Here is a 14270-nt window from a genome sequence, read left to right on the forward strand (position 1 = left end):
TCGTCGGTCTTCGAACAACCTCAGACTACGAAGAAGCGCGATGGCCGCCAGCCCGGCCGCGCGCTGCGCTACGCCAAGGGCTTCGCGCGCGGCCTCTTACACCACCCCACGGGGCACTACCATCGGAATTGCCAAGGAGTTGATGAAGAGCGTCAAGGCACGACGATTTTCTGATTGGCCACGGCGCGCCACAAAACCGGATGCAGAGGGAACGGTCCGCCATCCGTTCTTGGAGATGGAGAAATCAAACCTCTGGTACTGCCTTCACTGCGACGCAGAGATCACCGGTCCACAGATCGCTGGAAACCAATGGCACTGCCCCGGCTGCGGCGCTTCACCGATCAACATCTTTCCAGAAGCCTTCTGGCTGGGACGGAACGATGAAAAGCCAGCGCCAGTCCAATCCCGCGCCGAAGAGCAAGAGATTGAACCCATCGTGTCAGTTGTTGATCCGCGGCCTAGGCTTGATCTCAACAAGAACCAGGTGACCCATCTGATCCGATCAGCCCTGTTCGAGGATGCCGCGAGTGCCAGCGAGCGAATGGGAGCGAGTCTGGCCGAGATCTGGGTTGATGACGATCTCGAGGTGATTGTTTCCCTCGAGGATCACTACTGGCCCGAGGACAAAGAGCCGACCGCTGCGATCAAAGTGGCCGCACTGCTTGGGATCGAAATTGAGTTGGAAGTTACTTGGTCGGATCCGTTGTTCGCATGGCCAGGTTTGGGCACTATGACCCGGAGCACGGCCGAATATACGCGCATGATGCTTGATGCCTACCGCAGTAAAGGCATCGTGGAAGAAAGGGGTGGAAACCGATAGCTCCTTAGCCTGCGCGGCTTCGACAACCAACTCGCCGGGCACCGGCAGGCGCGAAACGCCTTCAGTCTGGCGGGTTTCTCCGCTGGGTCTGAGGGGAGACCCGTTCCTCAGAACTGGATCTCATCATCGCGGTCGACCAACTCGGGATGTTCGCTCTCGGCCGAGGCTGTGTGGAAACTCGATCGAACATTGCCTGCCCCGGAACGATATTCTTGGACAGGCGCACCTGTGTAAGTTTGTTCCAATGCGGGCCGCCACAGGCAGGCCAGCAAGGAAACCATTCTTCACGAATTCGGGAAATAAGAGCTTCCATGCAGCCTCGGCCCTCAAGAGACATTCGAGCCAGGAGCAACGGATGACCGGTCTCAGCCCCGCTCAAGACATTCGTGTTAAGCGCTGCATGCGACCGAGCGCTGACACCGAGGGCGGGGAATTGCCTTTCGCGGTAGCACCGACCAACGACCGTTTTGGGGTCGTCTTCTGTCTGTTCGCTTGGCGGTCCCCCGATTGAGATGGCCGTCATTCCCGACATCTGATCACCAGAGCCAGTCGCTTACATCAGTGACCATGGATTTCCGCTCCCTGGCCAACCTGCCGAGGCGCACTTTCAGACATGCCGCTGGAAATCGGATCGTGTTGCGACCATGATGTCATCAATCTCCGATATGCGAGCGTAGAAAAGAAGGAATGATCGAAAATGAGTATTTCTATGGCGAACAAGGGCAGACGTGACGTCCGCGCCGCGGATCTCCACAGGGGGTAATGATGACCGATCGGAGCGCGGTTTCCACGATTACTGGCTATTTCTATCAGTTCGACCGCTCTATACTCAGCATCCTCGCGCTAACCGGAGATAATGACTCTGTGGCGATCGAATGCATCGAGGACATTGACGTCCAAACGGCCACGGAAACAACCGCCGTCCAGTGTAAATATTATGAGAAATCCGAGTACAACCATTCTGTTATCAAGCCCGCGATCCTTTTCATGCTCGAACACTACAAATCGGGCCTCACCGCCGGTCGGCCAGAGATCCAGTATCAGCTTAGCGGGCATTTTGCGTCTGGGCAGAACAAGCTCGCGCTCCCTTTCGATATCGGATTCCTCAAGTCGAATTTTCTCACCACTACATCGAAGGGGAAAACGATCAGAAAGCATGAAGAGCTGGGTGTCAGTGACGCCGAGCTTGAAGGCTTCTTGAAACTTCTATCCATCGACGTGAACGCGGCGAAATTCGACGATCAGTTTCGGAGTATCATCGAGAGTCTGGCAGAAGAATTTGAGTGCTCGCCGTTCGTGGCTGAGTTCTTTTATTATAACAGCGCCCTGCGAGTTATCAAAGAACTGGCCACCGAATCGGAGGAGGCTCGGCGGGTCATAACAAGAAAAGCCTTTGTAAAGCGAATAGACACATCATCGTATCTCTTTGATGAGTGGTTTATCGCTAAGCTCGGTATGGATAAATACTATCTTGAGTTGCGCAAAGAGTTCTTCGCAAGTGGCGTCAACGTCTCCCCTGTGGAACGGCTTTTCATCATCCATCTGGCTGGTAGAAGCTATAGCCGAAGCACGGTTAAAATGCTTCTGAAGACCATATCCCGGAAATATTCCAAGCTGTCCAAGCGCGACGCGAAGCCCTTCTCGCCTTACGTTCTGCTCGTCGGTATCGGCGAAAGCGAACTTGTCGGTCTAAAACAGGAGCTACACAACGAAGACGTTCGCTTCGTCGATGGCTACGATTTCAAGGGGGCCCAGTTCGACGCCGGGTCTATCTCCCGCCGCGCGTCCGTTGCCGGCCCGGCACTGAGGCTATTCTGCAATCTAACAGAGGCGCGGCAGACCTTTCTGTCATTCCGTCGCTCACGCGAGATATACGAATTCTATAGCAGTGAGCCGGTTGAAGACTTTGGTGATGTCGCCATCAACCATACCCGGTTCCAGGTTCCAAAATACGAAGATATCAATAAGATAATTTAGGAGATGACATGAGTGATGTAAAAGCGGAAGTAGTCGCGGTCTTTCCAAACAAGGTCAAGATTGTTGTCGATGACCTCGAGAATTTCAGAATCGCTGAAGAGTCTCTCCGCGTCGGATCTTACTTGAAGATCGCCGACAATGAGAACGCGGTTCTGGTCGCTATCATTGAGAATTTCCAGATTCAGGCGCGCGATGACGGCAGCCAAGACTACGTGATCGAGGCCTTCCCGCTCGGCGTTCTGCGCGATCAGAAGTTTGAGCGCGGGGGCGACGCCCTCGCCATCCCACCAAAGACAGTCCAACCGGCGACGATCGACGATATCCGACTGATTTATGGAAGTTCGCTAGCCGTGAAGGATCGCTTCTGCTTTTCGAACCTCGCGACGAACAATGAGGTCGAGGTTCCTGTCGACGGGAATAAATTCTTCAACAAGCATATCGCAGTGGTCGGTTCTACGGGCTCTGGCAAGTCGCACACCGTCGCGAAGATCATTCAGAAGGCGGTTGGCGCCAAGGGCGACTATACGCTCAACAACTCTCACGTGATCATATTCGATATCCATTCGGAATATCGTGCGGCTTTTCCGGAGGCGAACTTCATCGACAGCACCAGCTTGGTTCTCCCCTACTGGATGCTGAGCGGCGAGGAGTTGGAAGAGTTCTTTCTCGACACCGAGGCGAATGACCACAATCAGCGCAACGTGTTCAAGGATGCCGTGATCCAAAGCCGTAAGGCTGAGTTTACGGGAAATGACGACGAAAGGAACCGGATCCATCTGGACACCCCGCTCCCGTTCGACATTCGCTACGTTTTGGATCATGCCAACCATCTCAACACCGAGATGGTCGACACCGGCGAGGTGTATGCTGCTAGTAACAAGGCGAAGGCCGGACAACCGAAACTCACGCAGGGTAGCCTTCATGGGCGGCTGACCAACTTTGTGAATCGTCTCGAGAACAAGATTAATGATCGGCGCCTCGACTTCTTCCTTGGCGAGAATTCTAAATCGATCTCTTTTGAGGAAACGCTCCGATCCATTCTCGGCTATAGCGCTGACAAGCATAACAACGTTACGGTCATCGATCTGAGCGGCGTCCCGTTCGAGGTCCTGAGCATCACGGTCTCCCTGATTTCGCGGCTGATTTTCGAGCATGGCTATTTCTATAAGCGGCTGCGTTGTGCCGCCAATCCGAAGGAAGAGATCAACAACGATGCACCGATCCTCCTTGTTTACGAGGAAGCGCACAAATACGTGCCGACTAGCGAACTTTCAAAGTTCCGAGCGTCGAAAATGTCGATCGAGCGCATTGCCAAGGAGGGTCGTAAATATGGTGTCACCCTGCTCCTAGCGAGTCAGAGGCCCTCAGAGATTTCGGAGACGATCTTTTCACAATGCAACAATTTCATCGCAATGCGCCTGACCAATCCGGTCGACCAAGGCTACGTTCGCAAGTTGCTGCCAGACTCGCTGGGAACGCTTATCGACAAGATGCCCGGGTTTAAGCAGGGCGAAGCGCTGCTCGTCGGAGAGGCTGTCGCCCTACCGTCTGTAGTCCAAATCGAGAAATGCACGGTGGCTCCAGCATCGACTGATATTCCTTACTGGGACCTCTGGCAGCAAGAGTGGAAGGATCTTGCGATCGACAAGATCCGCGACGAGTGGTTGCGCCGCTAGTCAGGCGATGGGGAGCAGCCGGAAAGTCATTGTCGACCGTTCTGCGAACTATTTTGCAGCTTGGCCAGTGATGTTGGAACGCGCCTGACATCGGCCTTAGGCGACAGGTCTTAGGAGAAGAGCACCGGACGCTAGAAGGACTGAGATTGGGCGCAAAGCGGACGTTGCTCATGAGGAGATCAATCGGCGGTTAGGTCCGGGACTGTCGGTCGCTGTGGCAGCGGAGCCGCCCGAACTGCATATCCGCTTCAGCACCAGAGCCGCCGTTCGTTCAGGTCGCAGCGAACGGCAGCTGTCCGCCCTTTGCGTCAAATCCTTGGGGCAGATAGGGCCTTACTAGTGAAGACAGCAGATGTGGGGCGGACGTAGCGTTCAATTTAAGGATCCTTTTCGAACAATAGCTGCGACCACATCCGGAAGCGCCTGCACCGACAACCTTGAGGATTCCGCGTCCAGAACTAGAAGCGCGCTAGACAGATATGGATGAAACTTCTCCGACATCAGGTTTCCTGCTCCCGCGAACAAATCGACAGGTTCGCCGGATCGAATATCGGCCAGGAGTGCTCGAAGATCAGGTGTTTCATCGCCGACCTCCACCAGCAGAAACCCGTCATGCTGCTCGACTGAAAATCCCTCACTTCTAAGTGCGAGCGCCAGGGTTGACGTCTTAACCGTCCCCACTCGCGTTGCGATGATCGATGTACGCTCGCTGAGAGCCTGGATATTTGTGGCTCGAAACCCAAGTTGGTCATAATGTGCACGCGCTTCGTCTAGCATCTTTAGAGAAACCGCGTCCATGTATGCCGGTTGGGTGCCTCCTTCGAGCACTGCGAACATTCGATCAATCACCTTGTCATGAATGTCACCAGGATCACCGCCAAAGACAGGAGGCACGCCCGCCTTCGCGGGTTTGACCACGATCACCTTCTCGCGGTCATGGATTTCCTGAACCACCCACCGCCGCCCAGAGAAAATCAGAAGCATCCCTGGGGCAAGAACATTGTCAATCGGCAGGGTGCCAAGATCCCTCCCGTCTGCGACCAAGCGGAATTCCTCAGGCGTCTGAAACACTGCGTAGAAGCTGTAGTGTTCGACCAGCTTTTCGCCTGCAGGTCCCAAGAGTAGCAGTCCGCTTCCGGACTGTTCGATCAAACCGGTTTCGGTATGACCGATCGAACGCAACACATCCGCGAAAACTTCGGTTGTGACCTTGCGGAAGGGGCCCTCGCGACACAGGATTCTGTAGACCACACTGGCAGAAGCACCTCCGCGTTGTGCAATGACAGACAGTATCTGATGGACGAGCGTCGAAAGATGAAGCGCCTGCGGTCTTGGCGGTTCGCACCACCCCTCAAGTAACAGGTCTATCATCGCGATCGACCGGATCAAACCAAGGCGAAGACGATCAACGAAGCTGCTTTCTGGCGTCAACTGAGTCTCGACGGCATACTGCCGCAAGACGGCTGGTTGTCCCTCGCGTCGGCCGGACCGGCCGAGACGTTGTCGCAACGCGGCGACGCTGAATGGCGCGCCGATTTGGGCCACGCAGGTCACATCACCGATGTCGATTCCAAGCTCGAGCGTCGACGTGCAGACGGCAGTTGTCGGCTTTGCGGCGTCCTTTAAGCGGCGTTCCACGAAGTCTCGGTGTTCGCGGGAGAGGCTAGCGTGGTGAGGATAGAATTCCTGCGGCAGATGTTCCCTCTCGCAGAGTTCCCGCAGCCGATCTGCATAGATCTCGACTCGTTGCCTCGCCCCAGCGAAGACGAGGTTGTCGCTGCCTCGAAGGTGCTTGAACAGATGGGCTGCGATGGCATCCGTTGCGGATGGGCTGTTTTCATCCTCATCGCCTGATACGTAGCCGCGAAGCTGGAGCCTCAATTCAGCCTCGCCGCCATCTGCTTCTATGAGCTGGACAGCGTTTGCAGCGTCAGGGCGAAGATAGGCCTTGGCGAGGTCCATGTCGCCCAGCGTAGCTGACAGACCTATCCGACGGAGTGGGCGCTTTATCGTGAGCTCGAGCCTTGTGAGCAACGAACGGAGCTGGACACCGCGTTCGCTATCTAGAACCGTGTGCAACTCATCGATAACGACCGCGCGCGTGGCCCCAAACAGGCGGCTAATTTCCAAACCGCGACGAATGAACAGTGCCTCAAGGGACTCTGGAGTTATCAGCAGGATCCCTTTTGGAGATTTCAGCGCGCGCGTCTTGATCGATTGAGAAACATCCCCGTGCCATGGAACAACCGGCAGCTCTGCTTCCTGGCAGATGCCCTCCAGCCGCATGGCCTGGTCCGTGATCAAGGCTTTCAGCGGACCGATATAAAGCAGGTCGAAGCCGATGCCGCCGAACGGCTCGTCAAGCACCTGTGAAATCAACGGCAGGAACGCCGCCTCGGTCTTTCCGCCCGCCGTGGAAGCCGCAACGATCAAATCGGCATCGGTCTCGCAGATCGTCCGGATGGATCGCGCCTGGATGTCGCGAAGCTCGCGCCATCCTTGCTGGCGTATCCATTTCTGCACAGGCCTCGCCAGCTTGTCGAACGCACTGCTCATCGGCGTCAGAGCTTGAAGCTGATCAGGTCATCATCACCGGGGTCTTGGGCACCAGTCGACTCGTCGACCTCGGTCATGTCTTCGCCGCGGTCTTCGTATACCTCGATCTTTTCGATTAGGTCGCTCCACTCGACACCGGGGTTTTGCTCGAGCACGGAAAGCAGGTTCACGAAGGCCGTCACCGTATTGCGCGGGGTGCGGAAGTAAGCTTCACCGATCCGGTCCGAGCAATGCGCCATGAAGGCCTCGAGCGCATCGTCTGGCAGAGCACCGGCGTCGTCCTGCATGATCCGCCGGACATTGGCCAGAAGAACGAAGAGGTCCTCAGGGGTCAGGCTGGCCAGCCGGACAACAGGTCCTGAAAGGTCAACCAACCCGTCTCGCGCGAAGGTGTTCTCGGCCAAACGCGACTGGAGGGCCTCGTAGCTGTAAAGCCCTCGACGGGTGTTCATCAGGAATTCCGGTGTGCCGCCCATGAGAAATCCGAGGTTCTCGGCACTGCCCTGCAGCACATCATTCAGGATCCGGAGGATCTGTTCGTAGTTTGCATTGCGAGCCTGCGACGAGGTCAGCTTGTAGAGGTTCACCATCTCGTCGAGGCCGACGAGCAAGCCTTTGTAACCGGCTTCACACACGAATGCCGACATCAGCTTCAGATGGTCATAGACACTGGCATCGTCGATGATCGTTCGCACTCCAAGCGCCTTGCGCGCGTCGGTGCGTGTGGCGAATTCACCACGCAGCCATCTCAAGGCAGCGGATTTCAACTCGTCGTCGCCGGTCTCATGGCCTTCCCAATATCTCCGGATCACCTCTGCGAATTCAAACCCCCCGGTGAGCTCTTCGAAGTGACCAAGGCGTTCACGAATGACAGACCCCGTGGGCGCATCGCGTTCCTCAGCATCGCGGTGTGCTTGGCTGACGAAACGCTCCACCACGCTGGCCAAGGCCCCGCCATCTGGCTTTGTCCGTGTCGACAGGTTTCGGGCCATCTCTGCATAGAGGCCTCGAGCTTGACCACCGGTCGCGTGAATGCGCCGGTCGGGCGCCAGGTCCGCGAACATCACCACCAGACCCTTTTCAAGCGCGACAAGACGGATCAGATTCATGAAGAACGTCTTTCCCGATCCGTATTCTCCGATGATGAACCGGATCGCCGATCCGCCATCGGATATCCGGTCCATGTCCTTGACGAGCTCTTCAATCTCGCGGACGCGGCCGACTTGGATGTGACGCAGGCCGAGCTTGGGCACGACCCCTGCCCGAAGCGCCTGCACGATTGCATCGCGTTCACGTGGTTTCAACTTCGACATCCCTGCCCTCCGCACTCATCTTTTCTTTTACCGCCTCCGCAATCTCAGGAGACACGTCATATCCATCATACTCGTCGAGAAGCGCTTCATCGTAGGTCTCAAAAGCCCATTCATTCACGACTTCCAAAGCCCCGGATACCATCAAACCATGCGAGGCGCAGATCTTCTCGAACTCGGTCTCAGACCAATGCTCGCGAGTAAGTACTTCGAGGACAAGGGCGCCGTGTTTCGGGTCAAGCCCTGCCACCAGGCATTCGTAGTCAGGCGTGGAGGCACCGCTTTCTTCCTCTTCGACATCGAAAATCTGACCGAGGACGGACGACACGCGCTCGGTGTCCGAACGGATTGCTGCGATCCGCGAAGCGTCGAGCTTGGGTCCGCTGGCTTTCACAAGATCGGGTATCGCTTCGCCCGGACGACCCGGTTTCGAGGCACGAACAGTGCGAGGACCATCCGCAACTTCGCCAGCATGCAGGTCTGAGTAGGCAAGCGCAGGATCTAGACCCAAAGCCTTGTAGATTTTCTCGATGCTTGCAACTTCGTCGGAGTGAATAATGCCATCGGCATGTGCTGCACCAACCAACGCTGCCCGCATAGCGGCCTGGCTGTCTTGGCCCACTTCCTTCAGTTTGCGGCGCAAGAGCGTCATGTCCGGTGGCACGGCCAGGAACCATTCAAGGTTTGCGCGCAGCCTGCGGCCTTCCTGATCGCTTAGGTCCGCGGCGGAGACCTGATCCTCCAGCGCCTTGCGCTCAGGCTCCGCGATGCGACCATCCGCATGAGCAACGAACGACCCAAGTGCCAATTCAATCAGGGCGCTTCGATAGCTGTCGGAAACTTCCTCCAGTCTTTCGATCGGTTCGCCCAGGCTGAACAGTACCACAGGCTCCTCCGCCTTGGGCGACCGGAGCGCAAACCGAGGGTCGGGCGCCAGACCGAAACCGAGACGGGCGAGCGCGTCGGCCGCTCCTGTCATCTGCCGTTTCCCGATCTTCTCGCTCGTTTCTCCCTCCAGACGTCCGATCACCTCCTCAAGCGGCACCAATCCCCCCCGATCGACGATAGTGCTTGCCCAAGATTTCAAGCGGTCCATTTCCTCGGATGGGAAGGCATCCCACAGTTCAGAAGGCAGCAATGCATGCGCTTCCACGCTTCCGCGACCGTCAGGGTTTCGGCCCAGGAAGCGACTGAGCTTGTCGAGATCGTTCATAGCCTCATCGGCCAATTCTTGTGCGATCTCGACCGGCTTACGCAGGCCAGAAATATCCGGCACCGGCTTTCCTTCAACAGTTGGGTTTGCTGAGCCCTCAAACTCGCTGGAAGCAGCCCTATAGGATACCTTGAGCGTTTTCCGGGGTTTGGCAACCTTGAGCCCGTCAGGAAACCGCTGGTCAAACCGGATACGGAAAAGAGCGATGAACTCATCCCGGCATCGCGTCGCCGGAGTTCTCAGATATGTTTCAGGGTGACAAATGAACCAACTCAACAACCATTCGGCAGTCAAGTTTTCGCCCTTGTAAATCCGAGCCCCGATTGCGTACTTCAGTGAAAACGGGAGTTCCCAGCCCTGCTTCTCAAAAATGGGCTCGATCGCGTCGAAGTCGATTTCGACAAGAGTCGCGATGTCGAGGAACTCCCCCAGGTAGCGCCGGACGGAGTGACTATCGGGGTACAGCGACTGCAACCTTCGAACTTCCTGGACGATATCCTTAGCGTCATCCTGGGACTGATCGACGAAGAAACGACGCTCCAACCCGTAAAAATACAGGAACATGTATCCTGCATCAAACCATGCATCTTTTCGACCGCCGGCAAGCCAATCGAGATAGGTCGCCCTGCAGTCCGGCGAGATTTCCGAGTAGTTCGGCCAATACGGCAGCCCGCTTCCAGCAACGTCCGTGCCCCGCTTTGCCACTGGCAAAGCGGGATCGATATAGCCTCGGCACTTTGAACGATAGCCGTTGGTGTTCAGCGAAGGAGGGGTTCCGACGTAAACCATCCCGCCGATGTTGCGGCCCGCGACGCTCGTCGTTTCGTCAGATCGGATCCACCCGATTTTTGGTGATCTCCAAGACAGGGTAGCTGGCGCTGGTTGCTTTCTTTCAGCCGCTGCAGCTAGAGCTGGCGCCGCGGACTTTCCGGCACGGACGATCGCGGCGTAGTCCTGCTTCCGATGAACGTAGGCCTTGGTGGCCGCCTCTGTCGCTTGCGAAGGCTGCGCTCGTTCGGCCGCGGTCAATGAGTCTGGCATGGAAGACCGTCCCGCACGGGCGATTGCGGCGTTGTCCTGCGTAGGTGGGGAGTAGGCTCGAATGGCAGCCGGTGCTTGGGACGCAATGGCTTCGCGAGTTCGTTCGCGCTCACGCTCGATACGTTTGTCGTAGGCACTTGGTTGGGCTGCCAGCTCAGGTCCGAGTGTTCGGGTTTCGGAACTTCCCACGGCTTGCGCTTTTGCAGCGACTTTCCGCGATCTCCGCTTTTCTTGCCACCAGACCAAAATGATAGGAGCACCAAATGCAAACAACATTTGGCCACCCACCGGCCACCCCTGGAGGACTGTGACCACCACGATCATGCAAAAGATGAAGTAGACAAAAAGAAAGAATGTAATTCGGAAAAACTTGAGTAATGAAGACACTATCGCCCCTCCCCCTTCAGTCACACTATTTTACACGAACATCATTTCAATCATTAAAGCGGAGCCTGAACAGTTTTCCGGCCAGCGTCCACTGCCCAATGAGGTGACAGCGGTCATGCCCCAAGCACTTGGGGCCTTCAGCGCCCCCCTGATCTGAACTCGCCACCACGGAGATGATCACTGAGGGAGTGGGTGGCATTGGGGATAACGCATTCATCTCGCGCGTTGACTGGCACCAGCGCCACTGAAGCTGCACATCAACCTCAGACTGCCCTCCCGCCGCAGATGGGAGCCCGATCGCCCTGCATTGCCCTCGGATGCGGCGATCCAGTTCGTTTGACCACCAAGGTCCTGCTCAAGCTGCCGCCCCGGCAAGCGACTGAGATAGTGGCCAGCCCGTTGAAGATGGCGGACTTAGACTGGACGGAGGCGTATCGAGCCAAAGATGCGTTGCCTGAAATCCTTCGAAAACGCTTTGCCGCTAGAAACCCCGGCTGCCAATCCGCCGAGATCAAGATGCGTGCTGCACTGATGAACCGTTTCTCGGCCCTCGGCACCGCCGTGATCGTCTGCACCGCCTGACAAAGACCGATAAAGGGGCCATCACGCCTCAAGCCATCGTTCCGCAACAATGCCGCGGCGGCCTTGAAGGTGCAGCAGGCCAAACTTGGACTAGCCCTAACATGTCGTCGCCGCGATCTTCACAAAAGGCATCCGCGAAAAATTTGGTACTTGGTACACAAGATCACCGCTTACTGTATTGATTATATGAATGTATTCTGGATCAATCCGTCCAATCCATCATCGGCGCGACGGATAGGCGGGAGGCCGTTGATAGCTCCTGTTGTTTCATCTTTTCAACCACTTAGGCGCACCCTGTCTCCGTCTCGCTTCCGCCCGTTCCGTCCCGGCTGCGCCGAGTTCGACGCAGGGCGATACACTCTCCCGAATGAGAGGCCCAAGCCCCCAGTCGCAAGGCCCCCATGGGCTCGCTCAGGACACACAAACGACAGGGCCACAGTGCTCCGCCAGATGTACGCATGATGCGAGAAGGCCCCTCCTATCATGAGACGACGGCCTTTGACAGACGCCCTGCAGCAACCGCCCGGACAAAGACGCCTAAGAAAGAGCTCCCAGGCGACGGGGGAGTTGAACGCTTCCGGCCCCCGACATGCGCAACCGGCGACGGGCCCATTTCGCCGTTCGCCACCAGAGGACACCTCAGGCCTTGCCGATGCACAAAATGATGGTGTTCGCGCCGCCGCTTCACCCCGGAGGAAAACGGGGATGCGCGCAGCGACAGTACCGCGGTCTCCCTTGGCGCGTCCGACGTCGGGCACGAACGGGTTGCGCCTCAAGGACGCGGCCCCCTTCAAACAGGCCGGGAAGCGGCAATCGCCTTGGCCCGGCGGCGTCCGCAGTCCGCTGACCGCCGAGGCGGTCAGCGCCGCAGCTACATCTCGTAGCCCGGCGTTTTGTAGAGCGTCTGCGGATCGGCCTCGGCGATGTCCGGCTGGTAGACGTCTTCCTTCCAGCGGGCCGGGGCGACCTCCTCGATGGCGACCGATACGGCATCGGCACCATATTCGAAGATCTCCATCACATTGCGGCTGATGGCTTCGGCCAGGCGTTTCTTCTGGTCCTCGGTCTTCCCGGGCCAGGCCTTGACGATAACATGCGGCATGACTGCTCCTGCGTGTTGCGAAGGGGCGGCGGCGTTCCCGTCCCCGCCCCAGTCTCATCCCGTCCTCTCAGAGGAAGGCGCCGTTGTCGACCTGAATGACCTGGCCGGTCACCGCCTTGCCCATCTCGCTGGCGAGATAGAGCGCGGCATAGGCCTGATCGCGCGGCTCGGTCATCGGCACGGTGGTGTTGACGTATTTGTCGGAGAACTCGAGCATCACGTCACCGCCCTCCTGCTCGCCCGCGGCCCAGGCCCGCGCGGCGTCGGTATCGGTGACCCCCGGTGCGATGGCGTTGCAGCGGATCTTCGTCCCCGACAGCCGGATCGCGATGTTCTTGGTCATCGTGTTCAGCCCGCCCTTGGTCGAGGTATAGGCCACGCCGCAGATCGGCAGGGTGCCATTGACCGAGGAGACGTTGATGATCCGCCCGTCGTTGCGCGGCATGAAGTGCTTCACCGCCTCGCGGCAGAAGCGGAAAGGACCGGCGAGGTTCAGTTCGACGATCTTGGCGAAATGGTCGTCGGAGGCTTCCTCGATGGCCACCATGTCGCCGGAACCGGCGTTGTTGACCAGGATATCGACCTGGCCATAGGCTGCGATCGCCTCGGCGAACACCCGGGCGGGTGCGGCAGGGTCCGAGGAGTCGGCGACCAGCCCCATCGCCTTGCCGCCCTTGGCGGTAATGTCGGCCACCACCTCGTCGAGCAGATCCTTGCCCCGCGCGGTCAGGACGACATTCGCGCCCTCTTCGGCGAAGAGCTCGGCAATCGCCAGGCCGATCCCCTTGGTGGCGCCGGTCACGATCGCGGTTTTTCCTTCGAGCATCCTGTGCATGATGCAAATCCTCCTTTGAAGTTGGCGGAGAGCCACAGGCTCTCCCGGTTACCGCTCCGGCGGCCGCGTTCCGGCGCCGGCCCGGCGATCAGCGCGGGGTCACCCGCACGGTGGCGGCACGGCTGCGGGCCGAAATCATCGGCGCCAGATAGGCGCTGGTGCCGTATTTCGCCCGATAGGCCGCGTCGATCCTGTCGTTCAGCGTGTCCTCGACCGGCGCGAAGCCGACCTCATGGCGGCTACCGGCCACCGAAATCCGGCCGGCCTTCTGGCGCATCGCCGCCTGATACCAGCGCGATGCCGTGCCGCTATAGGCCCGGACATAGAGTGCGCCGCCGACAACCACCGACCAGATCCAGGTCGGCGTGCCATAGGTCACCCCATCTTCGCGGAACGGCGAAATCTTCAGATCGTCGGCAGCCGCGATCCGCTCCAGTTGCTCATCCGTCCAAGCCATAGCCCACTCCTGTCGGTCTAAAACGCTTCACTTGGGGGCGCGGATTACCGGCCGCCCTCCACTCGCGGCATGATATATCCGTTGCGGCGATGGCGATTAGGCCGGCCTTGCAACTGGCACTCATGATCGCGGCTCATAAGACCGGCGGCGGGAACAGGGCGGAGCCCGGCAGGACATAGCAGGCAAATCCCGCCTGCCCTGGGATCCGGCATCGCAGATATATGACTGCGGCTCATCAGTCTTTGCGTCATTCCGAGCATAGTCCAAAAACCGCCGCCGGCCTACATCTCGCCGACCGCTGAGCGCCGCCGCCG

At 58.1% G+C, this 14270-nt stretch carries 9 protein-coding genes and 1 pseudogene; 4 read left to right on the plus strand and 6 right to left on the minus strand.

Annotated elements, in window-relative coordinates; all coding sequences use genetic code 11:
• The first annotated feature begins 142 nt into the window (after positions 1-142).
• The 3 genes from QO033_RS13955 (at position 143) to QO033_RS13965 (ending at position 4473) form a co-directional block, all read left to right on the plus strand.
• Positions 143-820: a hypothetical protein gene (locus QO033_RS13955; RefSeq protein ID WP_284481593.1), complete on the plus strand. Its 678-nt coding sequence runs from the start codon at positions 143-145 to the stop codon at positions 818-820.
• A 765-nt stretch (positions 821-1585) separates the two neighbouring features.
• Positions 1586-2797: a DUF4297 family anti-phage-associated protein gene (locus QO033_RS13960; RefSeq protein ID WP_284481594.1), complete on the plus strand. Its 1212-nt coding sequence runs from the start codon at positions 1586-1588 to the stop codon at positions 2795-2797.
• Between the two features lie 8 nt (positions 2798-2805).
• The gene (locus tag QO033_RS13965) at positions 2806-4473 is read left to right on the plus strand and encodes an ATP-binding protein (RefSeq protein WP_088624414.1); all 1668 of its coding nucleotides are present in this window, start codon (positions 2806-2808) and stop codon (positions 4471-4473) included.
• 372 nt (positions 4474-4845) lie between these two features.
• Here QO033_RS13965 and QO033_RS13970 read toward each other — a convergent pair whose 3' ends face one another.
• Genes QO033_RS13970 through QO033_RS13980 form a run of 3 tightly spaced genes read right to left on the minus strand, consistent with a single transcriptional unit; the run spans position 4846 to position 10980 of the window.
• Positions 4846-7029, minus strand: a complete 2184-nt coding sequence (locus QO033_RS13970) for a DEAD/DEAH box helicase (protein WP_284481595.1) — start codon at positions 7027-7029, stop codon at positions 4846-4848.
• A 5-nt stretch (positions 7030-7034) separates the two neighbouring features.
• Positions 7035-8342 (minus strand): ATP-binding protein, encoded by a 1308-nt coding sequence (locus tag QO033_RS13975; protein WP_088624412.1) that lies wholly within the window; start codon positions 8340-8342, stop codon positions 7035-7037.
• The gene (locus QO033_RS13980) at positions 8320-10980 is read right to left on the minus strand and encodes a tellurite resistance TerB family protein (RefSeq protein ID WP_284481596.1); all 2661 of its coding nucleotides are present in this window, start codon (positions 10978-10980) and stop codon (positions 8320-8322) included. Before QO033_RS13980 ends, QO033_RS13975 begins: the two co-directional genes overlap by 23 nt.
• Positions 10981-11404: 424 nt before the next feature.
• Here QO033_RS13980 and QO033_RS13985 point away from each other — a divergent pair.
• A pseudogene (locus QO033_RS13985) lies at positions 11405-11562 on the plus strand (IS5/IS1182 family transposase); the annotation flags it as partial.
• Positions 11563-12433: 871 nt separating this feature from the next.
• On the opposite strand, the gene QO033_RS13990 reads toward QO033_RS13985, so the two are convergent.
• The 3 genes from QO033_RS13990 to QO033_RS14000 all read right to left on the minus strand — a co-directional run bounded on the left by QO033_RS13990 (position 12434) and on the right by QO033_RS14000 (position 13956).
• A complete protein-coding gene (locus tag QO033_RS13990; RefSeq protein ID WP_284481597.1) occupies positions 12434-12664 on the minus strand; it encodes a tautomerase family protein in 231 nt (76 codons plus the stop codon).
• 67 nt (positions 12665-12731) lie between these two features.
• Positions 12732-13499 (minus strand): SDR family NAD(P)-dependent oxidoreductase, encoded by a 768-nt coding sequence (locus QO033_RS13995; protein WP_284481598.1) that lies wholly within the window; start codon positions 13497-13499, stop codon positions 12732-12734.
• Between the two features lie 88 nt (positions 13500-13587).
• Positions 13588-13956 carry a DUF2255 family protein gene (locus tag QO033_RS14000; protein ID WP_284481599.1) on the minus strand — a complete coding sequence of 123 codons (369 nt, stop codon included), beginning with the start codon at positions 13954-13956 and terminating at the stop codon, positions 13588-13590.
• Positions 13957-14270 lie beyond the last annotated feature (314 nt).

The organism is Pseudodonghicola flavimaris (assembly GCF_030164425.1).
GTDB classification, from domain to species: domain Bacteria; phylum Pseudomonadota; class Alphaproteobacteria; order Rhodobacterales; family Rhodobacteraceae; genus Pseudodonghicola; species Pseudodonghicola flavimaris.